The following is a 26,404-nucleotide window of genomic DNA, read 5'->3' as shown; positions in this document are numbered from 1 at the left end:
GGCCGCAGTTTACAACGGACCGGTTTCAGTCCGGTTGTAGGCGAGCAACCACGCGCGCAAGGTCCTCGGCGGTATCCACGCCCGGCCCCGGCGTCTGCTCGGCCTCGACCACCAGCAACCGCATGCCCATCGCCAGTGCCCGCAGTTGCTCGAGCGATTCGCATCGCTCCAGATCACCGGCTGGCGCGGCCGCGAACCGTGCCAGGGCGCCCACGCGATAGGCGTAGATTCCCAGATGGCGGAATGCCGGTGGCGGCCCATCGGCCGAGTCGCGGCGGTGCGGAATCGGCGCACGGCTGAAGTAGAGCGCCCGTCCCGCCTGGTCGCGAACCACCTTGACCACGTTCGGATTCTGGAACTCAGCGGCATCATGGATGGGCACGCAGGCGGTGGCGATGTCGGCATCCGGCGCGTCCGCCAGCGCCGACGCCACCTGGGCAATCAGCGGACCCGGCATCAGCGGCTCGTCGCCCTGCAGATTGACGACGATGGCGTCGTCGGGCCATTCGAGTCGGGCGGCCAGCTCGGCGAGGCGATCACTGCCCGCGGCATGATCCGCCGAGGTCATCGCCGCGCGGGCGCCCGCGACCTCGGCCGCCGCATGCACCCGGGCGTCATCGGTAGCCACCCAGATATCTTTGGCGCCGGACTCCCGGGCCCGGTCGATCACATGGGCCAGCATCGGCCGCCCGGCGATCGGCAGCAGCACCTTGCCCGGCAATCGGGTGGAGGCGTAGCGAGCGGGAATGACCACGCGAAAGTTCATGCCAGCCACCGATCCAGCAAGGCATCAACGGCCATTTCAGCCTCCGCGGTGAACGTTGCCGTTACCGGCACATACCACCAGTCCGGCGCGGCAAAGGCTGCGCATTTGACCGCATCCTTTTCCGTCATCAGTACCGGCAGATCATCCTCGAAGGCCAGTTCGGCCGGTTGGAGTGCATGGTGGTCGGCAAACGGATGCGGCAGCACCTCGATCCCGGCCGCCGTGAGCATGGCGAAGAACCGCGCGGGATCGCCGATGCCCGCCACTGCGTGGGCCCGCTGGCCCGCCAGCGATGCGAACGGCCGTTGCTGGTCGACGCCATCCACCCGCCGCCACGCACCGGGGCACAGGCGGAAGTCACCCGCCGGCCCCTGGGTCAATGACAGGTCCGTCAGCCGCATTCGCCGCACCGGTTCCCGCAGAGGCCCCGCGGGCAGCAGCCAGCCATTACCGTCGCCACGGGCGCCATCGCGAACCACGACTTCGGCATCCCGGCGCAAGCGGTAGTGCTGGAGGCCGTCATCGCTGAGAATGCAGTCCACCCCGGCCTCCGAGACCAGCGCCTCGGCGGCGGCAACCCGGTCCGGTGACACCATCACCGGGCAGGCCGCACGGCGCGCAAGCAGCAAAGGTTCGTCGCCGACCACGCGGACGTCGGCGCCGGCGGTAACGCGCTGCGGCCGCTCACCGGCGCGGCCACCGTACCCCCGTGTCACGATGCCCGGCCGGCGTCCCCGGGCGCGTGCCCGGGCCGCCAGCTCGGCCACCAGCGGGGTCTTGCCGGTACCACCGACGGTGATGTTGCCCACGATCAGAACCGGCACACCGGGATGCCGCGATGCCAGCCAGCCGCGCGCGTAGGCGACCCGCCGGATCGCGACCACCGCGCCATAAAGCCAGGCCAGCGGCAGCAGCAATGCGGTCCAGCCCCGACCGGCGTACCAGGCCCGCTCGATGGCGACCCGGATCACGACTCGTCACGGAACTGCATGTCGTGCAGCATCCGGTAATGGCCGTCGCGGGCCATCAGGTCATCGTGCCTGCCCCGTTCGACGATCGCCCCGTCGTGCATCACCACGATCAGATCGGCATCGCGGATGGTTGACAGCCGGTGCGCGATCACCAGTGTTGTGCGATTGGCCATCAGCGCCTCCAGGCCCTGCTGGATAGCGCGTTCCGACTCGGTGTCCAGCGACGAGGTGGCTTCGTCGAGGATCAGCACCGGCGCGTCCTTGAGCAGCGCGCGGGCAATAGCCAGACGCTGGCGCTGACCGCCGGACAGCATGATACCGTTCTGCCCCACCTCGGTGTCGTAACCGTCGGGCAGGCCCTCGATGAATTCCGCCGCATGGGCCCGGCGCGCGGCCGAAATCACATCCTCGCGGTCATGCTCGGCCAGCGATCCATAGGCGATGTTGCGGGCCACGGTGTCGTTGAACAGCACCACGTTCTGGTCGACCAGGCTGACCTGGTCGCGCAGATCGCGGCGCCGGTATTCCTGCAGCGGCACGCCGTCGAGTCGGATCACGCCCTGGGTCGGGTCGTAGAAACGCGGCAACAGCGACAGCAGCGTGCTCTTGCCGCTACCAGAGCGCCCGACGAAGGCTACCGTCTGCCCCGCGCCCACCGTCAGGTCGATGTCCCGCAGCACGTCGCGCCGGGTGCCGGGATAACGGAACCACACCGACGTCATGTCAAGATCGCCCCGGGCCCGTTCGGCCAGCGGGCGTTCCCCGCCGCTGTCCTCGCCGCTCTCGTCGAGCAGTTCGAAGATCGCCCCGGCCGCCGCCACGCCCTGCTGGATCACCGCATTGACGTTGGTCAGGCGCTTGATCGGTCCCATCAGCGCCATCATGGCGCCAAAGAAGGCTGCCAGATCCCCCGGCGACATCACGCCGCCGCCGCGTTCGTTGATGGCGAACCACACCACCAGGGATACGGCGATGGCGGCAATCAGCTGGATCACCGGCACGCTGGCTGCCTGGGTGGTAGCCATGCGCATGGACATGCGCCGGTTGCGTTCGTTGGCCTCGGCGAAGTGCTCGCGCTCGTACTCCTCGCCGCCGAACACCTTGACCACCCGCTGGCCGGTCAGCACTTCCTCGCTGATGTGGGTGAGATCACCCATCGAGGACTGGATGCGCATGCTGTAGCGCCGGAAGCGGTGACTGACCAGCCGCATGATGCCCATGATCGCGGGCCCCACCGTCAGCGTCAGCAGTGCCAGCATCCAGTTCAGATAGAACATCAGTCCGATGAATCCCACCACCCGCAGCGAATCCTGCACCACGATGGTGATGGCGCTGGTCGAGGCCTGCCGAATCTGCGCCGTGTAGTAGGTCAGCTTGGCAGTCATCTTGCCGGAGGCGTTGACGTCGAAGTAGGCCACCGGCAGCCGCAGGAACTGGTCGAACACATCGGCCCGCATCAGGTAGATCACCTGATTGGCCACCCATTCCATGCCATAGCGGGCAAAGAATCCGGCCGTTCCCCGCGCCAGGAACAGCAACAACAGGAATACCGGCATCCAGCGGATCAGGAATGGATCCCGATCCACGATGCTGCCGTCGAGCAACGGCTTGAGGATGTAGATCAGGGCGGTATCGGCCGCCGCGAACAGCGCCATGCCCACACCCGCCAGTATCAGCCAGTGCCAGTAGCGCAGGCTGTAGCGCAGCAGGCGTGGGTAGACCTCGCTGGTGAGATACCGGGTTTCGATTTTCGGTGTCCCGCTCATGACGCGTCGTCCGATGGCTGCGGCTGGGTGGCGATGTCAATGCGGCCGAAACCGGCTGCCGCAGCCGCGTCCATCACGGTCACCACGCTTTGATGGCTGGCCCGGGCATCGGCCCGCACCCGCAGCGCCTGCGACCGATCCGCCATGTCCGCAAGCGCCGCGGTCAGGGCCTCGCGGCTGGCCAGGCGATGGCCGTCGACATGGGGATTGCCGCCGGCGTCCACCACCACTTCCGGCAACCTGTCACTTTCGACCGGCTGCGCCCCGGCAATAGGCAGTTGCAGGGTCAGGCCGGCGTCCTCGACGAATGTGGTGGTCACCATGAAGAAGATCAGCAACAGGAACACCACGTCGATCAGCGGCGTCAGCCCGATCTGGGGCTCTTCCAGCCGGCGGCGGGCGAGCTTCACGCGGGGGCCGGCGCGCCGAGACGGTCCGCCAGGCGGATCGCGCGGGTTTCCATGCGCATCACCAGGTCATCGACCCGGCCGCGCAGGGTCCGGTAGAGCACCAGCGCGGGAATTGCCACGCACAGGCCGGCGGCGGTGGTCAGCAACGCCTCCGAAATGCCCCCGGCTAGCGGCTGGGCATCCCCCACCCCGGCCGCGGTGATGGCCGCGAATACCTTGATCATGCCGATCACCGTCCCCAGTAGCCCCAGCAGCGGCGCAATCGCGGCAATCGTGCCCAGGGTGTTGAGATAGCGCTCCAGCTCGTGCACGACCTCGCGGCCGGCCTCCTCGATGCGTTCCCGGATGACGCGCGGGTCGTCACCACGCACGGCCAGGCCGGCCGCCAGAATGCGCCCCAGCGGGCTGTCCTCGTGCAGGGATTTCAGTTCGCCGGCGCTGAGTGGCCGGGCGGCCAGCGAATCCAGCCGCTGATCGATGCGGGCCGGTAGCACCAGCGACACGCGCAGCGCCCAGGCCCGCTCCAGCCCGATTGCCAGCGCGCCGATCGAGCACAGCAGCAGGGGCAGCATCACCCACCCCCCGGCGACCACCAGTTCCCACATCGTTATCGTCCCTCTTCCGGTTGCACGCATGATAGTGACCCGGACCCGGCGCGACCAGCCGAGCCGCATACCGGGCGATGCCAGAACCGCCGATAGCGGAGACGCCAGCGGCTGACATCCACCGCTTCGCCCGGCCGCAAATCGAATCGCACCGCCCCCACCCGGCCCGTATGCAGCACCCGGGCATCGGCCTGCCGATAGCGCGCCACCACCGCCGGGTCCGGAAATCCCCACCGATTGCGCCAGCCGGCCGGCACCACCGCGAATGCCGGCGCGGCCGCCTGCACGAAAGCGCCGGTGGAGGAGCTGTTACTGCCGTGATGGGGCACAACCAGGATATCGGCCGCCAGCCCCTCGGCTTCACGATCCAGCAGCGCCTGCTCCGACGAGGCCTCGATATCGCCGGTCAGCAACACGGACCCGCCGGCCCCCGAAATCCGCAGCACGCAGGAGCCGTCGTTATCCTCGCCGCCCGGCGTCGCCGGATGCAGCATCCTGAAGTCGACGCCGTCCCAGCGCCAGCTCTGCCCCGCCAGACAGGGACGATCCGTCGCCGCCCCCAACGCCTGTCCCACCGGCATCGCCGACCGGATCGCCGGCCACCCGCCACGATGATCGATATCCCCGTGGCTGATCACCACGCGGTCCAGCCGGCCAATACCTCGCGATTTCAGATACGGAAGCACCAGTGCCCGGCCGGTATCGAACCCGGACCGATAACGCGGCCCGGCATCGAACAGCAGCGTATGGTCGGCGGTTCGCACCACCGCGGACAACCCCTGCCCCACATCCAGTACGGTCAGGCCGAACGCGCCGGGCGCCGGAGTTGGCGGCGCCGCCAGCAGTGGCAGCAGCCCGATGACCCCGAGCCACCGGGCAGGGATACCGCGTGGCGCCAGCCACAATGCCAGTCCGGCCACTGCCACCAACAGCGCCCAGGCCGACGGCGGCGCCAGCGAAACCTGTGCTACCGGCAGCTCGGCCAACCACGCCAGACCCTGCCAGCCGGTTGCCAGCGCCCCCTCGACCAGACGCAGCAGCGGCGCCCCCACCCCGGGCCAGACTAGCGTCAGAGCGGCTGCACCCAGGACTGCCGGCACCACCACCCCGAACGCCGGAATCAGGATCGCATTGGCCAGCGGCGCCACAATCGACGCCTGGCCGAACCAGAACAACGTCAGGGGCGTTAGCGCCAGCACCAGCGCCGGCTGCCACCACAGCCAGCGACGCCAGCCGCCGCTTCCGAGCCGTCCACGCAACAGGTAGAGAATCCAGGCCACCGCCGCGAACGACAGCCAGAAACCGGGCGCCAGCACCGCTGCCGGGTCGCGGATTAGAACCGCCAGACCGGCCAGGGCCAGCACCCGGGACGGCAGCACCGGGCGCCGCAGTACCAGTGCGACCAGCACCACCGCCACCATCAGCAGCGCCCGCTGGGTGGGCAGCGCGAAACCGGCGAAGGCGGCATAACCCAGGGCCGCCAGCCCGCTGCCGAGCGCCGCCAGGGTCAGCACCGGCGGATTCATGCCTGCCGGCGGCAGCCAGGGCAAAACCCCGCGCAACGCCAGAAACACCAGCGTCGCCAGCAACCCGATATGTAGCCCGGAAATGGCCATCAGATGGCTGGTACCAGTGCGGCGTAATACCTGCCAGTCCGCGTCCGTCAAGGCCGAGCGATCCCCCAGGGTGAGCCCCCGGATCAGCGCTGCGCCGATACCTGCATCCAGCGCCGCCGCCAGCTGCTCGCTGGCCGCCTGGCGCCAGCGGTTGACCGACCACGGCGCGTCGGCGTCACAGCGCCGTGCCGAATCCACATAACCGGTGGCATGCAGATGCTGCCGCCACAGCCAGGCCTCGTAATCGAAACTGCCCGGATTGGCCGACCCCTGGGGCACCGACAGCCGGGCCGTGACCCGCCAGCAGTCGCCCGCCCGCAATGGCGGATGCTCGCCGTACCAGGCCAGGCGGGCACGGGCGGGATCGGCGTCGGATTCGAGTACGAAGCGCGTGCGGATGGCATCGCGTTCGGGCAGCGATGCGACGCGGCCGGTCAGGGTTCGGGTCTCGCCCTCCGCGGCCACCGGTAGCCGGGCCGTCAGGCGCTTGTCGGCGTCAATGATGGTCCAGCCCGCACCCAGCACCGCCGCCAGCCAGATGGCGTGGCCGGGCCAGCGGACCAGGCCCGGCAACAACAGCATTGCCGGCAGCCACAGAGGCGGCAGCGTGGCCAGTTGGTGGACAGCCAGCACACCAGCCAGAAAGGCCAGCGCCAGCAGGCGGACGTCGCGGGCGCCGGTCAGTCCTCGGGCGGACCCAGCCTGCCGTCCTCCAGCGCCCATATCCGGTCCGTACGGCCCGCAAGACTACGGTCATGGGTGGCCATGACCAGACTGGTCCCGAGTTCGCGGTTGAGTTCGAGCATCTGCTCGAACACTACCACCGCCGTGCGGTGGTCGAGGTTGCCGGTCGGTTCGTCCGCCAGAATGCAGGCGGGCCGGGTGACCAGGGCCCGCGCCACGGCGGCGCGTTGCCGTTCACCGCCCGAAAGCTCCGACGGCTTGTGGGTTAGTCGCTTGCCCAGCCCCACCCGGTCCAGCACCTGCTCGGCCGCGGCATAGGCCTGCGCCGCGGGTTCGCGCCGCACCAGCAGCGGCATGGCCACGTTTTCCACCGCGGTGAATTCGGGCAGCAAATGATGAAACTGGTAGATGAAGCCCAACTGCCGATTGCGCAGCCGACCGCGCTCGGCATCCGACAGCGCGGTCATGTCGTGGCCGCCCACCTGTACCCGCCCTTCGGTGGGCTGATCCAGCCCGCCGAGCAGATGCAGCAGCGTGCTCTTGCCCGAGCCGGACGCTCCCACGATCGCCACGCACTGGCCGCGCGCCACCTCCAGCGACACGTTATCCAGCACCCGAATCGGGGCCTGGACCTCATCGAAAACCTTGCCCAGACCTGTGCAGGCGACCGCGACGTCATCACTCATAACGCAGTGCCTCCGCCGGCTGCACCCGGGCCGCACGCCAGGCCGGATAGAGTGTGGACAGGAAACTCAGCACCAGCGTCAGTATCGATACCTGAATCACATCCTCGAGATGAAGTTCACCGCGCAACTGACTGATGTAATAAACATCCGCGGACAATAAGTCGGTGCTGAGCAGACGCTCGATCAGGGGCACGATGTTCTCGATATTCAGCGACAGCAAGACCCCGAGGAACACCCCGATCACCGTGCCGATCACGCCGATCAGGCTGCCCTGGATCACGAAGATCGCCATCACCGAGCGCGGGCTCAGCCCGAGGGTGCGCAGAATGGCGATGTCGCCCTGCTTGTCGGTGACCAGCATTACCAGCATCGACACGATGTTGAATGCCGCCACCGCGATGATCAGCGACAGGATGATGAACATCACCGTCTTCTCGGTGGCGATGGCGTGGAAGAAGCTGGCGTGCTGGCGCGTCCAGTCGGAAATCCGCAGCCCCGGCGGCAGCCGGCCCTGCAACCGGTCGCTGACCCGCGGGGCATCGAACATGTCGTCCAGCTTCAGGCGCACGCCGGTGGCCCCGTCGCCCATGCGGTAGAGCCGGGCGGCATCGCGCATGTGGATCATCACCATGCCGCGGTCGTATTCGTACATGCCGACCTCGAACATCCCCACCACCGTGAAACGCCGGAACCGGGGCACGATACCCGCCGGCGTGGTGGTGGCCTGGGGAATCATCAGGTCCACGGTGTCGTCCATGCCCACACCCAGCATGCGCGCCAGTTCGGCGCCCAGCACGATGCCGTACTCGCCGGCCTTCAGCGCCGCCAGCGATCCCGCCGTCATGTGGGTGCTGACTTCCGAGACGGCGGTTTCCTCTTCGGGGAGCACACCGCGGATCAGCGTGCCGCTCATATCACGGCCGGAACGCAGCATCCCCTCGCCGCTGACGAACGGCGCCACGCCGGCAATACCGTCACCTTGCCCGCGGACCTGATCGGCCACCGTGGGCCAGTCCTCGATCACCCCGTCGCTGCCGCTGACCGTCACATGCGATGCCATGCCCAGAATGCGGTCGCGCAGTTCGGTTTCGAAACCGTTCATCACCGACAGCACCGTGATCAGAAGCAGCACGGCCAGCGCTATACCGCCCATGGAAATGGCCGATATGAAGGAGATGAAATGGTTCCGCCGCTTGGCCCGGGTGTACCGGAGACCGAGGTGCAGTTCGAGGGGACGCAACATGGCCGCGCATTTAAGCACAGGTGACGCCATCGCCGCAGGCGCGGGCCGCCCCGGGCGCGAACCGCAGTGGTATATTCATGAGGTGATGCGAATTCTCGTGTTGTTACTGATCGGTGTAGGCGGCCTGGCGACCGCGCCGTGGGCGGTTGCCCAGCCGCCCGCGTCAACCACCACCGGCACCGTGGTCGCGGTACCCGGTGGCTCTGACAACGCGCAGCCGCCGACGTTGCCGGGTCGCGGCGTCTCCATGCAGACGGTGCGTGAGCGCTTCGGCGCGCCGGCACGTCGACATCCGGCGGTGGGCGACCCGCCGATCACCCGCTGGGACTATGCCGATTTCCGGGTGTTCTTCGAACACGACCGGGTGCTGCATGCGGTGATCCCGGGGGATTTCCCCACCATCCGCCACCGCGACGAACTCGCCAGCGGGCGCTGATTCGCGCGTGACCGGTTACCTGCCGCCGGAATGGGCGCCGCAGGCCGCCACCCTGCTCGTCTGGCCGCGTGCCGACGGCGACTGGGGCGATGGTCTGGCTGACGCGCGCGACGTGCATGCCCGGATGACCTCCGCCCTGGCGACCTGCCAGCCCGTGCTGCTGCTGGCCCCCGACCCGGAGGCGCGCCATGACATCGAGCAACGGCGCGACCTTGCTGCCAACCCCGCGATCAGCCTTATCGATTGTCCCGTGGACGACATCTGGATCCGGGATTACGGCCCGCTCACCACGTTCCGTGACAGCCGCCGTACCGCGCTGGACTTCCGTTTTGACGGATGGGGCGGCAAGTTCCCCGCCCGGCGCGACGACGAGGCCACCCGTCGACTGGCGGCCGACGGATGGCTCGGGGATGTCAGCTATCAGGCCGAAACGCTGGTACTGGAAGGCGGCAGCCTGGAAGTGGACGGCCGCGGCGCTCTGCTTACCACCCGCCGCTGCCTGCTCGGTGAGAACCGCAATCCCGGCAGCTATCAGGCGACCTTCGAGGCGCTGTTTGCCGACTGCTTCGGCGTGGACCGCGTTCACTGGCTGGATCACGGCGAACTGATCGGCGACGACACCGATGGGCATGTCGACACCCTGGCCCGCTTCGTCCCCGGCAACGGCATCGTGTATCAGGGTTGCGACGATTCCCGCGACGACCACTACCAGCCCCTGCAAACCATGGCCGATGAACTGGCCACGCTGCGCGATAGCTCGGGCCAGCCCTACGTATTACATGAGCTGCCGCTGCCGGCGCCGATTCACGACCCCGACGATGGCCATCGGCTGCCTGCCGGCTACGCCAACTTCCTGATTGCCAACGGTTGCGTGCTGATGCCGGCCTTCGATGACCCGGCCGATGCCGTGGCCCGGGCGGTGCTGGCCGCGGCCCTGCCGGACCGACGCATCATCCCCGTCGATTGCCGGGCGCTGATCCGGCAAAATGGCGGCATTCACTGCGCTGCCATGCAGCTACCCGCGGCCCCCGACCATGACTGAAGCCATCCTGCGCACCGGTATCGTCCAGCACGCCTGCCTGCCCGACGCCGAGGTGAATCTGGCCGCCTCGATTGCCGGCATCGAGCGCGCCGCCGCGGCGGGCGCGCAGCTCGTGGTGCTGCCGGAATTGCACAACCATCCCTACTTCTGTCGTGTCGAGGATCCCGCCCAGTTCGACTTGGCGGAGCCGATTCCCGGACCCACCACCGAACGACTGGCCACTGCCGCCCGCGACAACGGCATTGTGGTGGTGGGTTCGCTGTTCGAGCGCCGTGCCCCGGGGCTGTTCCACAACACCGCCGTGGTGCTCGACCGTGACGGCCGGCTGGCCGGCCGCTACCGCAAGATGCACATCCCGGACGATCCCGCCTTCTACGAGAAGTTCTATTTCACCCCGGGCGATCTCGGCTTCGAGCCCATCAATACCAGCGTCGGCCGCCTGGGCGTGCTGGTTTGCTGGGACCAGTGGTACCCGGAAGCCGCGCGGCTGATGGCGATGGCCGGGGCCGAGGTGCTGATCTATCCCAGCGCCATCGGCTGGGATGACCGCGACGACGCGGACGAACGCGCGCGGCAGCACCTCGCCTGGCAGACCGTCCAGCGCGGTCACGCAGTGGCCAATCACCTGCCAGTGGTTGCCAGCAACCGGGTCGGCGTGGAGGGCGACGGCGACGCGCGTATCCGCTTCTGGGGCGCCAGCTTCGCGGTCGATCCACAGGGCGGCCTGCTCGCCGAGGCCGGCGACGGTGCGGAGACGCTGATCGTGGACCTGCCCACAGGCCGCACCGAATCGCTGCGCCGCATGTGGCCGTTCCTGCGGGATCGCCGGATCGACGCCTATGACGATCTGACCCGGCGCTACCGGGACGGCTGAGGCACCAGAGGCGGCGACACCCGCGGGCGATTGACCGCCGGATGATCTTTCCGCGGCCACTCGCCAGCGTGACTCACGGCATCGATGGGCGCGACATGTTCATCCAGCCAGCTTTGGGCGATGGCCGTGATCCCCAGAATCTCTTCCCGAAAGCAGTCCGGCAGCGCCTGCCACTTGGCATCGCTGATGGTGAATTCCCGCGGCAATGCCGGGCGCCAGACGGACGGCCTTAGCGCCGCGAACTCGGCCAGTCGATCGAGCGCAGCAAGCGGCTCGCGGCACAGATCCTCGTAGCGCACCGCCAGGCAGTCATCGCGCTCGGCCCAGTCATGCCGATAGGTCTCCACGCCGTCCACCCACAGCCGTGCCCGCGCCATCAGATTAGCGCGCGCCTCGGCCAGGCCCCGGGCTTCCGAGAACCAAGCATTCCACGACGTGACCTGATTCGCGCCGCGCCGCGTGATGTAGACGTAACGCACATCATGGCCGGCCAGCGCATGGGTGAGCAGATCGTGGCCGTAAAGCAGCCACGGGTTCTTGATCAGCGCGAATCCGCCGTTGCCCGGCCGCAGGCGGCGCAGCAGCCGGGCACGGAACCAGGCCAGTTCCGCCTCGTCGAGCTGCGGGCGGTTGTAATAGCACCACTCGTGGCGACGGCAACTCCCGCGCCGCCTGGCCAGCTGACGCAACAGCCGCCGGGTATGGCGTTCCTCGCGATTGGGCAGATGGCGCGCCCGACCGGGACGCGCCGCCGGATGCCGACTCAGCAGTTCGGTCAGCAGCGTCGAACCGCTGTTCCAGTGCCCGATGATCACGACGATCTTCACGGCGGACTCCCTGTCCGTCGGGGGCGGCCGACCCCGATGCCTGGGCCGCTTTGACCCGGACAGTCTGTGAGCCTCGCTTGACCCGACGATGACAACCGGCCGGCCCGGACGGACACACCGCCGTCACGGCCGCTGTGCGACAATGCGCCGCTTTCGACCATGGCCGATACCACCCCAAATCCCCTGACCCCGCCGGTTCCGACGCCCGGTCAGCGCGCCCGCTGGACCGGCCTGCCCGGCTGTGCCCCGGCCCTGGTGCTGGCCAATCTCGCCCGCGACCGGGACGGGCCCGTCGTGGCCGTCGTGGCCGACGAGCACCACGCGTACACCCTGGAGGAAGAGGCCCGCTACTTCGCCGGGCCGGACCTGCCGATCGACCATTTCCCGGACTGGGAAACGCTGCCCTACGACGTGTTCTCGCCGCATGCGGACATCGTGTCGGAGCGGCTATCGATCCTGCATCGCCTGCCGCGCGCGGGCCGCGGCCTGCTGATCGTGGCCGCCGACACCCTGCTGCAGCGGCTGGCCCCGGCCGAATACATCGACGGCCGCGTGCTGATCCTGCGTACCGGGGAAACGCTGGATCCGGTCGCCATGCGCACGCGGCTGGAATCCGCGGGCTATGCGGCGGTCTCCGAGGTCCGCGCCCACGGCGAGTTCGCCCTGCGTGGCGCGGTGCTGGACCTGTTCCCGATGGGCCAGCGCGAGCCCCTGCGGCTGGACCTGTTCGACGACGAAATCGAATCCATCCGCCGCTTCGACCCCGAGACCCAGCGCTCCACCGACCGGCTGGAAGAAATCCGCCTGCTGCCGGCCCGGGAATTCCCGCTGGACGACGACGGCATCCGCGCCTTCCGCCAGCGCTATCGCCAGCGCTTCGACGGCGACCCGTCGGCGAGCATGATCTACAGCGAGGTCAGCCGCGGCATCCCGCCCGGCGGCATCGAATACTACCTGCCGCTATTCTTCGATCAGACTGCCAGCCTGCTGGACTATCTGCCCGAACGCACCCTGATCACCGAAGTCGGTGACGTGCCCGCGGCGATGGATCGGGCCTGGCGGGAAATCGAGGACCGCTACGAACAGCGTTCGGTGGACAGCGAGCGGCCGCTGCTGGCCCCCGATCAGGCCTTCATCCCGCTGGATGACCTGAAGACGCGGCTCGGCGACCGCAGCGCCGCGGTCATCCGGGCGGACGACAGCGCTGGCGACGTGGTGTTCGCCTGCGAGCCGGTGCCCGCCATGGGCGGAGCGGACCAGGAACAGACCGGCCGTAACTTCATGCGTTTCCTGCACGAAGGCGATCGGCGCGTGCTGGTGTCGGGCGATTCCCCGGGACGGCGCGAGGCCATGCACGACTGGCTGCGGGGCCTGGGATTGCGCCCGGCCCGGGTGGAGGACTGGCAGTCGTTCGCGGCCGATGATGCCGGGCTGGCGGTCACCGCGGCGCCGCTGGAAGCCGGCGTGCTGCTACCCGGCCTGGCGATCATCGCGGAACCGGAGCTGACCGGCAGCCGGCCGCCGGCCCGCAAGCGCCGCAAGGCCACCCGCGATCCCGAAACCGCGATTCGCGAACTCACCGATCTGGCGCCGGGCTCGCCGGTGGTCCATGCGGATCACGGCGTGGGTCGGTATCTGGGCCTGACCCGTCTGAGCGCTGGCGGCGTGGAAACCGAATTCCTGGCGATGGAATACGCCGAGGGCGACAAGCTCTACGTCCCGGTCACCTCGCTGCATCTGGTCCACCGTTTCACCGGGGCTGACGCCGACACCGCGCCGCTGCACCGGCTGGGCGCCGACCGCTGGCGCAAGGCCCGCCAGCGCGCCGCGAAAAAGGCCCGCGACGTGGCCGCCGAACTGCTGGAAGTGCAGGCCCGCCGGGCGGCGCAGCCGGGCGAGACGCTGGTGCCGGATGCGGCGGACTACCACCGTTTCTGCGCCGGCTTCCCGTTCACCGAAACCGAGGATCAATTCACCGCGATCGAACAGGTGCTGGCCGATCTGGCCGCGCCCACGCCGATGGATCGGGTGGTCTGCGGCGATGTCGGCTTCGGCAAGACCGAGGTCGCCCTGCGGGCGGCCTTTGCCGCGGTATCGGCGGGCTTCCAGGTGTGCGTGCTGGTGCCCACCACCCTGCTGGCCCAGCAGCATGCCCAGACCTTCGCCGACCGCTTCGCCGACTGGCCGGTCAAGGTCAATTCCCTGTCCCGGTTGCGCTCCGCCAGGGAGCGGGACCAGACGATGGCCGGCATCCAGGACGGTAGCCTGGACATCGTGATCGGCACCCATCGTCTGCTGCAGAAGGACACCCGCTTCAAGCGCCTGGGCCTGCTGATCGTGGACGAGGAACACCGCTTCGGCGTACGCCACAAGGAGCGGATCAAGTCGCTGCGGGCCCAGGTGGACATGCTCACGCTCACCGCCACCCCGATTCCGCGCACGCTGAACATGAGCCTGGCGGGATTGCGGGATCTGTCCATCATCGCCACGCCGCCGGAGCAGCGGCTGGCGATCCAGACCTTCGTGTCACGCCGGGATACCGTGCTTATCCAGGAAGCCTGCCGGCGCGAGCTGCGCCGCGGCGGGCAGGTCTACTACCTACACAACGAGGTGCGCGACATCGAGCGCATCGGCCGCGAGCTCAACGAGATTCTTCCCGAGGCCCGGGTGCGCATCGCCCACGGCCAGATGCGGGAACGGGATCTGGAACAGGTGATGCTGGATTTCTATCACCGGCGGTTCGACATCCTGCTGTGCACCACCATCATCGAGTCCGGCATCGACGTACCCTCGGCCAACACCATCGTGGTGGAGCGGGCAGACAAGTTCGGGCTGGCCCAGCTGCACCAGCTGCGCGGCCGGGTCGGGCGGTCCCATCATCGGGCCTATGCCTACCTGCTCACCCCGCCGCGGGAAGCCATGACCGGCGACGCACAGAAGCGGCTGGATGCCCTGGCGTCACTCACCGATCTGGGCAGCGGCTACGCGCTGGCGACCCACGATCTGGAGATCCGCGGCGCCGGCGAACTGCTGGGCGAGGATCAGAGCGGGCAGATGACCGAGATCGGTTTCGATCTCTACCATGAACTGTTGCAGAAGGCGGTGGCAGCCTATCGCCGCGGCGAGGTGCCGGAACTCGACGAGGCCCTGTCCCAGGCCACGGAAGTGGAACTGGGCGTCAGCACGCTACTGCCCGAGGACTATATCCCGGATGTGCACGTGCGGCTGGTGCTGTACAAGCGCATCAGTGCGGCGGCGGCCGAATCCGCCCTGCGCGAACTGAAAGTGGAACTGATCGACCGCTTCGGCCTGCTGCCCGAGGAAACCGAGCACCTGTTCGACGCCGCCCGCCTCCGGCTGCGTGCCACTCCGTTGGGCATTGCCAAGGTGGAGACCGGCCCGGACGTGGGCCGGCTGCATTTCGGCAAGGCCACCCGCATCGACCCGGCCAGCCTGATCGCGCTGGTGCAGTCGGACAGCCGGCGCTACCGGCTGGACGGCGACCAGAAGCTGACCTTCTTCCGCGACATGCCGGATACGCAACAACGCATCGAGATTGTCGACGAGTTGCTCAACCGTCTGGGTGCCGCCGACGAGCCACAGCCCGCGTCCCGTAACGCCGGCTGATCAGGCGCCGGCCTTCCGGGCGCTGACGATGCCGTAGCGCCAGGCCCCGGCCTGCAGGGCCCGGTACTGGCGCAGCGACGACAGCCAGTTGGCGTGGTGGTAGTCATTGTGCAACCGCAGCAGGCGGAAAAGCCCGGCCAGCGGCGCCGTCAGCAACCCGGTGCGATAGAGGCGCCGCGCGGCGGGACGGATACGGTCGGTGACGTCGTCGGCTACCACGTCGCCGAAGCCGGCCTCGCGAGCGCTTTCGCCAAAGCCTTCCAACTCGGCCAGATCCGGCACCACCCACTGGCTGACCCAGGCATGCAGCAGGGCTTCGCGGCGATCATCCATGGCGGCCTCGGCGCGGAAGAAATCCGACAGGATCAACCGCCCACCCGGCCGCAGGACGCGCGCCGCCTCCGCCAGAAAGACCGACTTGTCCGTGGCGTGGCAGACGCTTTCCACCGCCCACACCACGTCGAAGCTGGCATCCGCGAACGGCAGCCCGGTGAAATCCGCGAGCGCGAAATCCACCTGCCCGGCAACCCCGCGCTTGGCCGCCATCGTGCGGCCGATGCGGGCCTGATGTCGTTCCAGTGTCACCCCGGTGCAACGGGCGCCACGCTCGCGGGCCAGCCAGATGGATGAGCCGCCCCAGCCGCAACCGGCATCGAGAACGCGGTCGCCCGTACCGATGCCGGCCCGATCGGCCAGCACCGCGTTGAGCCGCGCCAGCGACTGGGCGTGCGTGCGCACGCCCTCTTCCCAGTAGCCGTAGTGCAGCGCCAGCGTGCCGCGACCGCTCCACAGCCCGTAGTACTGCCACTGGGTCTGGCGGTAATAGGCCGCCACCGCCCGGCGGGCGCCGGAGGCGCTGTCGGGAACCGGCAGGGTCACGCCAGCCGCGGGACGGCGGCGGTGAGCACCCGGCCGAGCGCCTGCATCCCGTTACGAAGATGGCGCTCGATTTCCGCATGGATCGCGCCATCGCCCAGGCCGGCGGCGCGGTTGACCACCACCGCACAGCAGGCATAGGCCAGCCCCGCCTCCCGCGCGAGAGCTGCTTCTGGCATGCCGGTCATGCCCACGATGTCGCAGCCGTCGCGCTGCATGCGGCGAATCTCGGCCGCGGTTTCCAGCCGCGGACCCTGGGTGACGCCGTGCACACCCGTACCCAGCGCATCCAGGCCGGCGGCCTCGGCCGCCCGCTGGAGTTCGTCGCGCGCGGCGGGATCGTAGGGCTCGGTGAAATCCACGTGCTGCAGCGGCGCGTCGCCATCGGCGGAAAAGCTGTGCACCCGGCCCCAGGTGTAGTCGATGATCTGGTCGGGAATCACCAGCCGGCCCGCGTCGGCCGCATCGCTGATGCCGCCCACCGCCGCGGCCGCCACCACGCTGCGCACCCCGGCATCGGCCAGCGCGCGAATGTTGGCGCGGTAGTTGATGGCATGGGGCGGCAACTGATGCCCGGGACCATGGCGGAACAGGAACACCACCTCGCGCCCGGCCAGGCGGCCGCGCCGAAGCGGACCGGAGGGCGGCCCATAGGGCGTGTGCGCATCCAGGTCGCGAGCATCCTCCAGCTCGGCCAGCTCCGCCAGCGCGGTGCCGCCGATGATCCCGACCGGCGCGCTCACGTGTCGGCGACGGCGTAGACCGCCGGCAGCTGCCGGAAATAGCCCTTGTAGTCCATGCCCGCGCCGAATACGTAACGATCCGGCACGGTGGTGCCGACGAAGTCGACCGTCAGCGCCGGATCACGCCGAGCATGCGATTTCTCCAGCAGAATCGCCGTGCGCACGCGGCGGGCGCCCTGGGCGGCCAGGGCCCCGAGAATGGCCTCCAGCGTGGTGCCTTCGTCGAGAATGTCGTCGATCACCAGCACGTCACGATCGGCCAGGTCGATGCTCGGGCTGACCTTCCACACCAGTTCCCCGCCCTGCGTCTCGCCGTGATAGCGGGTGGCGTGGAGATAATCGAATTCGAAGGGGAAATCCAGCCGTCGGGTGATTTCGGCGGTCGGCACCAGGCCGCCGAGCATCACGCAGAGAATCACGGGATTGGCCTCGGCCAGCACTTCGGTAATGTCACGGGCCATGCGGTCGTAGATGTCGGCCAGTTGCGCCGCGTCGCAAACGCAGTCGGCCCGCTCACGCACCATCATGGCGTCCCGGCGCCGTTCGTCATGCATCGTCATCGGTACTTCCCTGCTGTTCCGGATCCTTGGGTGCGCCGGTGCCCGGCCGGCCACGCGCCATCTTTCCGTCGGCGTCATCATCATCGTTGCGAGCAAGATGCACCGTGGTGGTCGGAAACGCCACCTCGGCGCCGTGTCCGCTGATGATGTCATGGCAACGCGTCAGCACATCCTGCTTGACCGCCAGGAAATCGCCCCAGCCGGTGGTCACGGTGAAGCAGTAGATGAACAGTTCCAGGCTGGACGGGGCAAAGCGGTTGAAGTAGACCAGAATCGTCTGCGAGGTGTCGATGTCGGGATGAGATTCGATCATCTCGCGGATATCGGACACCACCGGCCCCACCAACGCCGAGTCTTCGTAGCGCAGACCCACGGTCTCGTTGATCTGCCGATGCGTCATGCGCGAGGGGTTTTCCAGCGAGATCGTGGTGAACGCCGCATTGGGCACGTACAGCGCCCGCTTGTCGAAGCGGCGCACCGAGGTCGCTCGCCAGCCCACCGCCTCGACCACCCCCTCGATGTCCCGGTCCGGCGAACGGATCCAGTCCCCCACCGAAAACGGCCGGTTGAGGTAGATGGTCAGCCCGCCCAGCAGATTGGCGATGACATCCTTGGCGGCGAAACCGATCGCGATGCCCCCGACGCCACCGAAGGCCAGCAGGCCGGAAATGGATACCCCCAGCGTCTGCAGCACCACCAGCGCGCCGGTGATCATCGCCGCCAGCCGCAGCAGCTTGGCGATGGCGTCGGCGGTGGTTTCGTCCAGCGGGTCGCCGCGGCGCGCGGCGTGCACCAGCATGTTCTTTTCCACCGCCGTGATCAGGCTCAGCACGAACCAGATGACGATGCCCGCATACGCCACCAACCGCGCGTCCGGCAGCCAGGTACCGATGATCGACTCCGGATCGGGGCTGCCGATGCTTGCCGCCAGCGACAGCCCGCCCACCCAGACGGCGCCGCGCAGCGGCCCGCTCAGGCTTTCGTAGATGGCGTCATCCCAGACGCTGCGGGTGTGTTCCACCCGTTTTGCCAGCTGCCGGAAGGCCAACCGCAGGATCAGATTGATCACCACCACGGCCAGCACGACCAGGAAGATATCCGCGATCTCGCCCCAGCGGGTCCGGAAATCCTCCAGGGCAATCCACCCGTTGCTGAGGGTCTCTAACATTGGCCGTCTGCCGGTCGGGCCAGCGCCGTGACGCGCGATCGCGCCGCCGCCAGCGTGGATTCGTCGATGGTCATGTCGTGACGACGCCGCAGGCGCATCAACGGGGTCGGATCGAAATCCGCGGGCCGCGGCAACTGCTCGACCAGCGAGCGAACGGCCTCGCGGTTGTTGCAGACCGGCAGCATCTGGCAGCCGGCGGCGAGCGCCTTGTGGGCGCGGGTAAGGTAGTCGCCGACTACCGCAGCGCCGCCCATGCTCAGATCGTCACAGAACACGACGCCGGTGAAGCCCAGTTCGCCGCGCAGCCGCCCGCCAATCCAGGTGGAAGACAGGCTGGCCAACTCGTCGCAGACCGCCGGATAGCGCACATGCGCCATCATCACCGACTCCAGCCCCGTCTCGATCAGCGCCGCGAACGGGGCCGTATCGGCCTGGAGATCGGCCAGCGGCCGCTCGTCCACCGGTAGCGTCTCGTGCGAATCGGCCACCACCGCGCCGTGGCCGGGAAAATGCTTGCCGGTAGCCGCCAAGCCGGCTTCCGCCATGCCGGCGCGCAGGGCGCCGCCGAGTGCCGCGACAACCCCGCCGTCCGCATGAAAGGCGCGATCACCGATCACCGTGGAGCAGCCGTAGTCGCGGTCCAGCACGGGCGCGAACGCCAGGTCGATGTCCAGCGCCGCCAGTTCAGCGCCGATCACCCGGCCGCAGTCGGCCGCCAGGGCACGTGCCGCATGCGGATCCGCATCATGGTGGGCGCCGATCGTCCCCATGGACGGAATGGGCGTCATACCCTCGCGGAAGCGCTGCACGCGGCCACCCTCGTAGTCCGCGGCAATCAGCAACTCGGGGCGCAGTTCGCGAATGGCGGCGCACAGTTCGCCGAGTTGCGCCACGGAGACGAAGTTGCGAGAAAACAGGAGCACCCCGCCCACCAGAGGTTCCGCCAGCAGGGCTCGGTCCGAGGCATCCAGCCGGGTACCGGCCACGTCGATCATCAAGGGACCGGGCGTGCTCATGCGCCGCCCTCGTGGATATTCACCGGAATGCCGACCGGAATCCGGTCGAACAGCTCGATGATGTCGCTGTTGTGCATGCGCACGCAGCCGATCGACCCCGGCCGACCCATCTGGGCACTGTCCGGCGACCCGTGGATATAGACGTAGCGGCGCATGGTGTCCACCGCGCCCAGGCGATTGCGGCCGACTTCCTCGCCACAGAGCCAGAGGATGCGGGTGAGAATCCAGTCACGTCCGGGCTCGGCGGCGGCCAGTGCCTCGGAGTAGATCTCGCCGGTGGGCCGACGTCCACGAAATACCGTGCCCGGCGCGGCGCCGGCGCCGATCTTGGCCCGGATGCGATGCCGGCCGCGCGGCGTGCGGAAGCTGCCCTCCTGCTCGCCCGCCCCGTTCTTCGAGGTGGATACCGCATAGCGCGCCAGCATCCGGCCGTCGCCATCGAGCAGTCTCAGGGATTGCCGGGTCAGATCGATGTCGATGTGTTCAGCGCTCATTGGCCGGCCAGTCGCGGTAGGGCGTGATTGCCAGTGCATGATTGTAATAGCGCCGCAGCTCGGTGACCTCCGATCCCAGCCAGGCCGGCTTTTCGAATGGCTCGTCCACCGCGCCCAGCTCCACCTCGGCCACCACCAGACCGGCATTGGCGCCCGCGAACTCGTCGATTTCCCAGAGATGCGCGCCGTGCCGCAGCAGATGCCGTCGCTTTTCCACCGGCGGATGCACGCACAGCTCGGCCAGCATCGCCCGGGCGTCGGCGAGCGGGATGGGGTATTCGTATTCGGCTCGTGCGGCTCCCTTCACCGCCGCCTTGATGTTCAGGTTGGCCTGCTCACCGTCGATCCGGACCCGTACCGACGCCCGGCCCGGATCGTTGAGATAGCCCTGGCACAGCAGCCGCGAACTCTCTACCTGGTTACGCCAGGACTCGTCCGCGGTCAGGAACTTGCGATCGATCTCGGTCGCCATCGCTGTGCTCAGTCCCGGGTGAACAGCGCCATCGCCTCGACGTGCGCCGTATGGGGAAACATGTCCACCGCCCCGGCCGCGGCCAGCCGATAGCCGAAATCATTCACCAGCGTGGCCGCATCCCGGGCCAGCGTGGCCGGGTGACAGGAACAGTAGACGATGCGCCCGGGCCGGCTGGCCACCGCTGCCGGCAGGATTTCCCGCGCCCCGGACCGCGGCGGGTCCAGCAGCAGCCGGTCGGCCGGCGGGTGGAGCCAGGCCGCCCCGTCAGCGGGTTCGAACAGATCGGCCACATGGGCTTCCACGTTGGTGAGCCCGTTGGCGGCCGCGTTGGCACGGGCCCGGGCCACCAGACCGGCCTCGCCCTCCACCGCGATCACCTGCCCCGCTCGCCGTGCCAGGGGCAGGCTGAAGTTGCCCAGGCCGGCAAACAGCTCGAGCACGGTGTCCGACGGCCCGGCTTCGAGCAACTGCACCGCCTGCGACACCATGCCGCGGTTGACCTCGGCGTGGATTTGCACGAAATCGGTGGGCTCGAAAGTCACCCGGACATCGAACTCGGGCAGATCGTAGGTCAGCGCCGGCGCCGGCGGCTGCAGCGGCGCGACGGTATCCAGCCCGCCGGTCTGCAGATAGATGACGACATCGTTTGCCTTGGCAAAGGCCGCAAGCTGTTCGCGGTCCGCCGCGGAGGGCGTGGCCAGCACCCGCAGGACCAGGGCGGTCACATCGTCGCCGGCAGCCACCTCGATCTGCGGCAGCTGCTCGCGGATGGACAGGCCATCGATCAGCGTCTGCAGTTCGGTCAGACGGTGGCCCACCGCCGGGACCAGCACGTGGCATTCATCCAGCATGGCCACGAAAGGCGATCCGCGCTCGCGAAACCCGACCAGGGTGCCGCCCTTCTTGGCCACGTACTTCGCGCCAAGCCGCGCCCGCCGGCGATACCCCCAGCGAGCCCCGGTGACGGGCGGCAGGGTGCGGTCGGGTATCACCCCGCCCACCCGGGCCAGCGTGGTCAGCACCTGCTGCTGCTTGAACGCCACCTGCGCCTCGGCATCCAGATGCTGCAGGGCGCAGCCGCCACAAAGGCCGAAGTGCGGGCAACGCGGTGTGACCCGTTCGGGCGCGGCCTCGAGCACCGACTCGAGCAGACCCTCATCGTGCTGGCGGTGCTGCCGTTTGCGCAGGTAGGTGACGCGTTCGCCGGGCAGACAATCGGGCACGAACACGGTCTTGCCGGTGTCGTCCCGGCCCACACCGCGACCGTCCGCTGCCAGGTCGGCCACCGTCAATTCGAACGGACCGGCGGGGGCCCTGCGCGCCGATTTCCGGCTCATGCCCGGGCCAGCGCCGAACGGCAGGCCTGTACCTCGGCCGGGCTGCGATCGCCACGGGCTACCTGCAGTGCCAGCAGGGCGTACGCGGTATCCAGCGCTTCCTGCTGACAGGGGGCCGCACCTTGCGTCGATATGAGCGGCGCGCCGAGCAACGCCGCCCATTCGCGCAGCGGCGGCGCCGGACTGTCCCCGAAGGGGCCGAAACCGCCGGCCACATCCACCAGGGTCGGATTATCGCCGCCAGTCGGCCAGAGCCAGGGCGAGGTGCGCCCATGACGGGCGGCACGGGCGCGCAGCAGCGGCCAGGTTCGCTCACCCGCCCAGGCGGCGACAACGGCGGCGTCGCTCAGCAGTGCATTCAGTTGCTCCAGAAGCTCGGCTTCCGCCTGTCCGTCGGCGACGCTCGCGGCATGAATCCGCGCCGCATCCGGCGTGACCGTGACCCAGGCAGCGGCATCCAGCCGTTGCAGATGCCACGGCAACGCCCGGTTGCCGTGGCGCTGCTGACAAAGGGTGGTAACCGCGCGCTCGATACCGGCCTCGTCGAGGCCGTCGAAATCATGCAGGTGTCTTGCCGCGTCGGGATCGAGGGCGGTGGCCAGGGCCAGGGCCACCACCGGCCCCTGGGTCAAGCGTAGACCCCGGTGGACAGATAGCGGTCGCCGCGATCACAGACGATCACCGCAATCACGGCGTTTTCGGTCTGCTGCGCCAGCTGCAGCGCGGCCCAGACCGCCCCGCCCGACGACGGCCCGGCGAAGATGCCCTCCCGGGCGGCCAGATCGCGCATGGTGTTTTCCGCATCGGTGGCCTCGACGTCGATCACTTCGTCCACCCGCTCGGGCTCGAAGATGCGGGGCAGATATTCCTGCGGCCAGCGGCGGATGCCGGGGATACGCGACTCTCCGGCCGGCTGCACGCCGACGATGCGCACGTCCGGATTCTTCTCCTTGAGAAAACGCGACACACCCATGATGGTGCCGGTGGTACCCATCGAGGCGACGAAATGGGTAATCGCACCGTCGGTGTCGCGCCAGATTTCCGGGCCCGTACCCTCGTAATGCGCACGCGGGTTGTCGGGATTGGCAAACTGGTTGAGCACCATGCCCTCACCGCGGGCGGCCATGTCGTCGGCCAGATCGCGGGCGCCCTCCATGCCCTCGGATTCGGACACCGATACGATCTCGGCGCCAAACGCCCGCATCACCGCGCGGCGCTCCTCGCTCATGTTCTCCGGCATGATCAGGCGCATGCGAAAACCCTGCATCGCTGCCACCATCGCCAGCGCGATACCGGTATTGCCGCTGGTGGCCTCGATCAGGGTGTCGCCGGGACGAATATCCCCTCGTTCGGCGGCGTAGCGGATCATGCTGTAGGCCGGGCGGTCCTTGACCGAACCGGCCGGGTTGTCGCCTTCCAGCTTGGCCAGCACGGTATTGCCACGCTCGTCGTCGACCAGCCGCTGCAACCGCACCAGCGGCGTGTTGCCCACGCACTGTTCCAGAGTCGGGTAATTCATGGCCGCAATTCTAGCAGGGGAGCCCGGGGCTTAACTGCCCGAGCCGCAGCACCGTAAACTGCAGCAATGATGCGCTGGCCCCTCGGCATGGCCGCCACTTCGGCGGTGATCGTTACCGCCCTGCTGGTGGCAACCGCGACCGCGGGCTGGCTACTGCACAGCGAGGTCCGCGATACCGTCCTCACCCAGCAGCGTCTGGCCGACAGCCAGATTCGCCAGCTGGCCCGTGCCGGCCACCTGGCGCTGGTGGCCGGCGACGACCCCGAGCTACGCCAGATCGCCCGGACCCTGTTCGAGGCCAACGATCTTCTCGGCCGGATCCGCATCATCGATACCCCGGGCGAGAACCGCATCGATCTGGCCGCGGATCATCCGGCGGTGGGCCGGTGGACGCAGCGCTTCGCGGCCTGGGCGCGGCTGGTGGCACAACCCTCGCTGACCACGGACTACGAGTCGGAAATTCCGCCGGCCGGCGAAGGCAGCGCGCTGGACCCGTTCGGTACCCCGCGCGCGGATATCGGGCGGGCCCGCCTGACCCTGTCCGACGCGGCCTGGCAGCACTATCTTGCCGCGTCCCTGCGGCAGGCGGCGCTGCAAGGGCTGGCAGCATTCGCGCTGCTGCTGGCCGCGGGCCTGGCAGTGGCCTGGACGACCGCCAGGCCGGTATCCCGGCTGCGGCGACGCCTGGGCGAGCTGGCCGGCGAGGCCGGTAACGACGACATCGACCGCAGCCTGGATACATTGGGCGAAAGGCTGACTCGCAGCGAGCACGAGGCCCGCACCGCCGCGGAAACACTCAAGACCCGCGAACGCGAACTCGAGCGCGCCCGCCAGCAGGAGCGCAACGCCACCCGCCTTCGCGCCGACCTGGTGGCCGGCATGAGCCACGAATTGCGGGCGCCGCTGACCGCCATCCTCGGGCATGCCGATCTGCTGGATCGCGGCCGGCTGGACCGCGGCCAGCGCGAGCATGTCCATACCGTCCGCCAGTCGGCCCACAACCTGCTTGCCCTGATCGACGACGTCATCCAATGGAGTGGCCTGGAGTCCGGGCGCACCACGCTCAACGAAGTGGGTTTCAATCTGCGCGACATCGTCGAGGAAACCCTCAACCTGCTCGCGCCGCTAGCCTTCGAGAAGGACCTGGATCTGGTCCATCTGGTCTTCAGCGATGTGCCGCACCAGGTCCGCGGCGATCCCCTGCGGCTGCAGCAGATTCTGACCAATCTGGTTTCCAACGCGATCAAGTTCACCGAACGCGGCGAAATCGTGATCCGGGTGATGGCGGAAGACGAGGACGACCAGGGCGTGGGGCTGCATCTCAGTGTCACCGACACCGGTCCCGGGATCGCCCCGGACCAGCAGGCCCGCCTGTTCCGGATGTACAGCCAGCTGCAGCCCCAGCAGCCGGGCGGATCCGGCCTGGGGCTGGCCATCAGCAAGCGTCTGCTCGACATGATGGGCGGCGAGATCACGGTGGAGAGTGAGCTCGGCGCCGGCGCTGCCTTCCACGTGCACCTGACCCTGGCTCGGGCCGCCGGCGGTGACCAGCCGGCGGCGGCCCCGGCGGGTCTGGAAGGTGTCGACGTGCTGCTGGTCGAGACCGGCACCGCCGCCGGGCTGGCGCTCAGCCATTGTTTCGAGGCCTGGGGCATGCAGGTCCGCCGCGCCGAATCCATCGAGGCCGCACGGGATGCCATGGCGGGTCCCGGCCGGCCGACCCTGCTGATATTCGGTCTGCGGCGGGCCGATCTGCGGGACGCTGCACCCGCCGATCTGCTGCAGGCATCGCGGGCGACCGGCGTGACCAGCCTTGCACTGCTGACCTCCATCGACGAGGCCGATCACGCCGCCGCCCGCGCCCTGGGCGCGGACCGGAGTCTGGCCAAGTCCCTGCCCCGACTGTCCCTGCACCGCGAACTGCAGGCTTTGCTCGGGCGGTCCCCGGATGACGAGTCCGGCTGGCGGAACCTGCAGGTACTGGTGGCTGACGACAGCGAGGCCACGCGACAGCTGCTGGCGGCGACACTGCGGGAACTCGGCGCCAGCGTCGCCCTCGCCGGCAACGGCCGCGAGGCCGTCAGCGCCTGGCGCAAGGGCGGGTTTCCGCTGATCCTGATGGACGATCAGATGCCGGAGCAGGACGGACGTGACGCGATTCGCCAGATCCGGACACTGGCAGACCCCGCCAATCCGCCCCGCATCGTCGGCATGACCGCGGACAGCAGCGGCACCGGCGCCCGGCGCCTGACCGAAGCCGGCGCGGACGTCTGCCTGGTGAAGCCCTTCGACGCCGCGACCCTGCAGCGGGCAATGGCCACAACCGACCTGATCGGCGAGGAAGCGCCCCGGCCGGCCGATCGTGCGGCACCCGCCCTGGCATCGGATCCGGCCCTGGCGCGGTTACTCGGCGAGGAGCTTCCCCGCCAGTTGTCCGCGGTGGAACAGGCCCTGGATGCCGGCGAATACGAAGCCGCATGCCGCGACATCCACACCCTGCACGGCACCGCGGCGTTCTATGCCTTGACGTCGCTGCAGGCCGCGGCCGATGTTGTGGAGCGGGCGCTACAGTCCGGCGATCCGGTCACCACCGAGGCACGCATGGCCCTGATCGAATCCACTCGTGAGGCCATGGATCAACTGAACGAAACCAGCCCGTAGGG

Annotated in this window: 24 protein-coding genes; 5 read left to right on the top strand and 19 right to left on the bottom strand. The window is 68.7% G+C overall.

Going from position 1 to position 26,404, the window contains the following annotated elements:
* Positions 1–25: 25 nt before the first annotated feature.
* The 8 genes from kdsB to RM531_RS00225 are packed head-to-tail and all read right to left on the bottom strand — an operon-like array spanning position 26 to position 8,747.
* On the bottom strand, positions 26–766 hold the full coding sequence (gene kdsB, locus RM531_RS00260; protein ID WP_311656402.1) for a 3-deoxy-manno-octulosonate cytidylyltransferase: 741 nt from the start codon (positions 764–766) through the stop codon (positions 26–28).
* Complete coding sequence (gene lpxK / locus RM531_RS00255; protein ID WP_311656401.1) at positions 763–1,737, bottom strand: tetraacyldisaccharide 4'-kinase; 975 nt, start codon at positions 1,735–1,737, stop codon at positions 763–765. The genes kdsB and lpxK overlap by 4 nt, the downstream gene beginning before the upstream one ends.
* On the bottom strand, positions 1,734–3,503 hold the full coding sequence (gene msbA / locus RM531_RS00250; RefSeq protein ID WP_311656400.1) for a lipid A export permease/ATP-binding protein MsbA: 1,770 nt from the start codon (positions 3,501–3,503) through the stop codon (positions 1,734–1,736). Before msbA ends, lpxK begins: the two co-directional genes overlap by 4 nt.
* Complete coding sequence (locus tag RM531_RS00245; protein WP_311656399.1) at positions 3,500–3,913, bottom strand: ExbD/TolR family protein; 414 nt, start codon at positions 3,911–3,913, stop codon at positions 3,500–3,502. The genes msbA and RM531_RS00245 overlap by 4 nt, the downstream gene beginning before the upstream one ends.
* Positions 3,910–4,518, bottom strand: a complete 609-nt coding sequence (locus RM531_RS00240) for a MotA/TolQ/ExbB proton channel family protein (protein WP_311656398.1) — start codon at positions 4,516–4,518, stop codon at positions 3,910–3,912. The genes RM531_RS00245 and RM531_RS00240 overlap by 4 nt, the downstream gene beginning before the upstream one ends.
* 2 nt (positions 4,519–4,520) lie before the next feature.
* Positions 4,521–6,857: a DNA internalization-related competence protein ComEC/Rec2 gene (locus RM531_RS00235; RefSeq protein ID WP_311656397.1), complete on the bottom strand. Its 2,337-nt coding sequence runs from the start codon at positions 6,855–6,857 to the stop codon at positions 4,521–4,523.
* A complete protein-coding gene (gene lolD / locus RM531_RS00230; RefSeq protein ID WP_311656395.1) occupies positions 6,815–7,504 on the bottom strand; it encodes a lipoprotein-releasing ABC transporter ATP-binding protein LolD in 690 nt (229 codons plus the stop codon). The genes RM531_RS00235 and lolD overlap by 43 nt, the downstream gene beginning before the upstream one ends.
* Positions 7,497–8,747, bottom strand: a complete 1,251-nt coding sequence (locus RM531_RS00225) for a lipoprotein-releasing ABC transporter permease subunit (protein WP_311656393.1) — start codon at positions 8,745–8,747, stop codon at positions 7,497–7,499. The genes lolD and RM531_RS00225 overlap by 8 nt, the downstream gene beginning before the upstream one ends.
* A 97-nt stretch (positions 8,748–8,844) precedes the next feature.
* Here RM531_RS00225 and RM531_RS00220 point away from each other — a divergent pair, with 97 nt between their 5' ends.
* The 3 genes from RM531_RS00220 to RM531_RS00210 are packed head-to-tail and all read left to right on the top strand — an operon-like array spanning position 8,845 to position 11,099.
* A complete protein-coding gene (locus tag RM531_RS00220) occupies positions 8,845–9,183 on the top strand; it encodes a hypothetical protein (protein WP_311656391.1) in 339 nt (112 codons plus the stop codon).
* Between the two features lie 7 nt (positions 9,184–9,190).
* The gene (locus RM531_RS00215; protein ID WP_311656390.1) at positions 9,191–10,225 is read left to right on the top strand and encodes an agmatine deiminase family protein; all 1,035 of its coding nucleotides are present in this window, start codon (positions 9,191–9,193) and stop codon (positions 10,223–10,225) included.
* Complete coding sequence (locus RM531_RS00210) at positions 10,218–11,099, top strand: carbon-nitrogen hydrolase (RefSeq protein ID WP_311656388.1); 882 nt, start codon at positions 10,218–10,220, stop codon at positions 11,097–11,099. Before RM531_RS00215 ends, RM531_RS00210 begins: the two co-directional genes overlap by 8 nt.
* On the opposite strand, the gene RM531_RS00205 is transcribed toward RM531_RS00210, so the two are convergent.
* Positions 11,084–11,926, bottom strand: coding sequence for a sulfotransferase (locus RM531_RS00205; RefSeq protein ID WP_311656386.1), 843 nt, complete (start codon positions 11,924–11,926; stop codon positions 11,084–11,086). The two genes, RM531_RS00210 and RM531_RS00205, sit on opposite strands and share 16 nt — an antisense overlap.
* 159 nt (positions 11,927–12,085) lie before the next feature.
* Here RM531_RS00205 and mfd point away from each other — a divergent pair, with 159 nt between their 5' ends.
* Positions 12,086–15,553, top strand: a complete 3,468-nt coding sequence (gene mfd, locus RM531_RS00200; RefSeq protein WP_311656384.1) for a transcription-repair coupling factor — start codon at positions 12,086–12,088, stop codon at positions 15,551–15,553.
* On the opposite strand, the gene RM531_RS00195 is transcribed toward mfd, so the two are convergent.
* The 10 genes from RM531_RS00195 to cysM are packed head-to-tail and all read right to left on the bottom strand — an operon-like array spanning position 15,554 to position 23,741.
* Positions 15,554–16,432: an SAM-dependent methyltransferase gene (locus RM531_RS00195; RefSeq protein ID WP_311656382.1), complete on the bottom strand. Its 879-nt coding sequence runs from the start codon at positions 16,430–16,432 to the stop codon at positions 15,554–15,556.
* Positions 16,429–17,172: an S-methyl-5'-thioinosine phosphorylase gene (locus RM531_RS00190; RefSeq protein WP_311656380.1), complete on the bottom strand. Its 744-nt coding sequence runs from the start codon at positions 17,170–17,172 to the stop codon at positions 16,429–16,431. Before RM531_RS00190 ends, RM531_RS00195 begins: the two co-directional genes overlap by 4 nt.
* The gene (locus RM531_RS00185; RefSeq protein WP_311656379.1) at positions 17,169–17,732 is read right to left on the bottom strand and encodes a hypoxanthine-guanine phosphoribosyltransferase; all 564 of its coding nucleotides are present in this window, start codon (positions 17,730–17,732) and stop codon (positions 17,169–17,171) included. Before RM531_RS00185 ends, RM531_RS00190 begins: the two co-directional genes overlap by 4 nt.
* Complete coding sequence (locus tag RM531_RS00180; protein WP_311656378.1) at positions 17,719–18,900, bottom strand: mechanosensitive ion channel family protein; 1,182 nt, start codon at positions 18,898–18,900, stop codon at positions 17,719–17,721. Before RM531_RS00180 ends, RM531_RS00185 begins: the two co-directional genes overlap by 14 nt.
* Positions 18,894–19,916 (bottom strand): beta-N-acetylhexosaminidase, encoded by a 1,023-nt coding sequence (gene nagZ / locus RM531_RS00175; RefSeq protein WP_311656376.1) that lies wholly within the window; start codon positions 19,914–19,916, stop codon positions 18,894–18,896. Before nagZ ends, RM531_RS00180 begins: the two co-directional genes overlap by 7 nt.
* Positions 19,913–20,410, bottom strand: a complete 498-nt coding sequence (locus RM531_RS00170; RefSeq protein ID WP_311656374.1) for a L,D-transpeptidase family protein — start codon at positions 20,408–20,410, stop codon at positions 19,913–19,915. Before RM531_RS00170 ends, nagZ begins: the two co-directional genes overlap by 4 nt.
* Complete coding sequence (locus RM531_RS00165) at positions 20,400–20,882, bottom strand: CYTH domain-containing protein (RefSeq protein WP_311656373.1); 483 nt, start codon at positions 20,880–20,882, stop codon at positions 20,400–20,402. Before RM531_RS00165 ends, RM531_RS00170 begins: the two co-directional genes overlap by 11 nt.
* A gap of 8 nt (positions 20,883–20,890) precedes the next feature.
* Complete coding sequence (rlmD, locus tag RM531_RS00160; RefSeq protein WP_311656372.1) at positions 20,891–22,222, bottom strand: 23S rRNA (uracil(1939)-C(5))-methyltransferase RlmD; 1,332 nt, start codon at positions 22,220–22,222, stop codon at positions 20,891–20,893.
* Positions 22,219–22,854 carry a 3'-5' exonuclease family protein gene (locus tag RM531_RS00155; protein ID WP_311656370.1) on the bottom strand — a complete coding sequence of 212 codons (636 nt, stop codon included), beginning with the start codon at positions 22,852–22,854 and terminating at the stop codon, positions 22,219–22,221. The genes rlmD and RM531_RS00155 overlap by 4 nt, the downstream gene beginning before the upstream one ends.
* Positions 22,851–23,741 (bottom strand): cysteine synthase CysM, encoded by an 891-nt coding sequence (cysM, locus tag RM531_RS00150; RefSeq protein ID WP_311656368.1) that lies wholly within the window; start codon positions 23,739–23,741, stop codon positions 22,851–22,853. Before cysM ends, RM531_RS00155 begins: the two co-directional genes overlap by 4 nt.
* A gap of 66 nt (positions 23,742–23,807) precedes the next feature.
* Between cysM and RM531_RS00145 the strand changes: the two genes are divergently transcribed.
* Entirely contained in the window at positions 23,808–26,402 is a 2,595-nt protein-coding gene (locus RM531_RS00145; RefSeq protein WP_311656366.1) for a hybrid sensor histidine kinase/response regulator, read from the top strand.
* The last annotated feature ends 2 nt before the right edge of the window (positions 26,403–26,404 follow it).

This window comes from Spectribacter acetivorans (assembly GCF_031846305.1).
GTDB classification, from domain to species: Bacteria; Pseudomonadota; Gammaproteobacteria; order Nevskiales; family Salinisphaeraceae; genus Spectribacter; species Spectribacter acetivorans.
This window is presented reverse-complemented; position numbering and strand designations above follow the sequence as displayed.

Excerpts from the sequence above, each read along its gene's own strand:
- kdsB (WP_311656402.1), bottom strand. The coding sequence starts at position 766 with ATGAACTTTCGCGTGGTCATTCCCGCTCGCTACGCCTCCACCCGATTG.
- msbA (WP_311656400.1), bottom strand. The coding sequence starts at position 3,503 with ATGAGCGGGACACCGAAAATCGAAACCCGGTATCTCACCAGCGAGGTC.
- RM531_RS00240 (WP_311656398.1), bottom strand. The coding sequence starts at position 4,518 with ATGTGGGAACTGGTGGTCGCCGGGGGGTGGGTGATGCTGCCCCTGCTG.
- RM531_RS00235 (WP_311656397.1), bottom strand. The coding sequence starts at position 6,857 with ATGGGCGCTGGAGGACGGCAGGCTGGGTCCGCCCGAGGACTGACCGGC.
- lolD (WP_311656395.1), bottom strand. The coding sequence starts at position 7,504 with ATGAGTGATGACGTCGCGGTCGCCTGCACAGGTCTGGGCAAGGTTTTC.
- RM531_RS00225 (WP_311656393.1), bottom strand. The coding sequence starts at position 8,747 with ATGTTGCGTCCCCTCGAACTGCACCTCGGTCTCCGGTACACCCGGGCC.
- RM531_RS00210 (WP_311656388.1), top strand. The coding sequence starts at position 10,218 with ATGACTGAAGCCATCCTGCGCACCGGTATCGTCCAGCACGCCTGCCTG.
- mfd (WP_311656384.1), top strand. The coding sequence starts at position 12,086 with ATGGCCGATACCACCCCAAATCCCCTGACCCCGCCGGTTCCGACGCCC.
- RM531_RS00185 (WP_311656379.1), bottom strand. The coding sequence starts at position 17,732 with ATGACGATGCATGACGAACGGCGCCGGGACGCCATGATGGTGCGTGAG.
- RM531_RS00180 (WP_311656378.1), bottom strand. The coding sequence starts at position 18,900 with ATGTTAGAGACCCTCAGCAACGGGTGGATTGCCCTGGAGGATTTCCGG.
- nagZ (WP_311656376.1), bottom strand. The coding sequence starts at position 19,916 with ATGAGCACGCCCGGTCCCTTGATGATCGACGTGGCCGGTACCCGGCTG.
- RM531_RS00170 (WP_311656374.1), bottom strand. The coding sequence starts at position 20,410 with ATGAGCGCTGAACACATCGACATCGATCTGACCCGGCAATCCCTGAGA.
- RM531_RS00165 (WP_311656373.1), bottom strand. The coding sequence starts at position 20,882 with ATGGCGACCGAGATCGATCGCAAGTTCCTGACCGCGGACGAGTCCTGG.
- rlmD (WP_311656372.1), bottom strand. The coding sequence starts at position 22,222 with ATGAGCCGGAAATCGGCGCGCAGGGCCCCCGCCGGTCCGTTCGAATTG.
- cysM (WP_311656368.1), bottom strand. The coding sequence starts at position 23,741 with ATGAATTACCCGACTCTGGAACAGTGCGTGGGCAACACGCCGCTGGTG.
- RM531_RS00145 (WP_311656366.1), top strand. The coding sequence starts at position 23,808 with ATGATGCGCTGGCCCCTCGGCATGGCCGCCACTTCGGCGGTGATCGTT.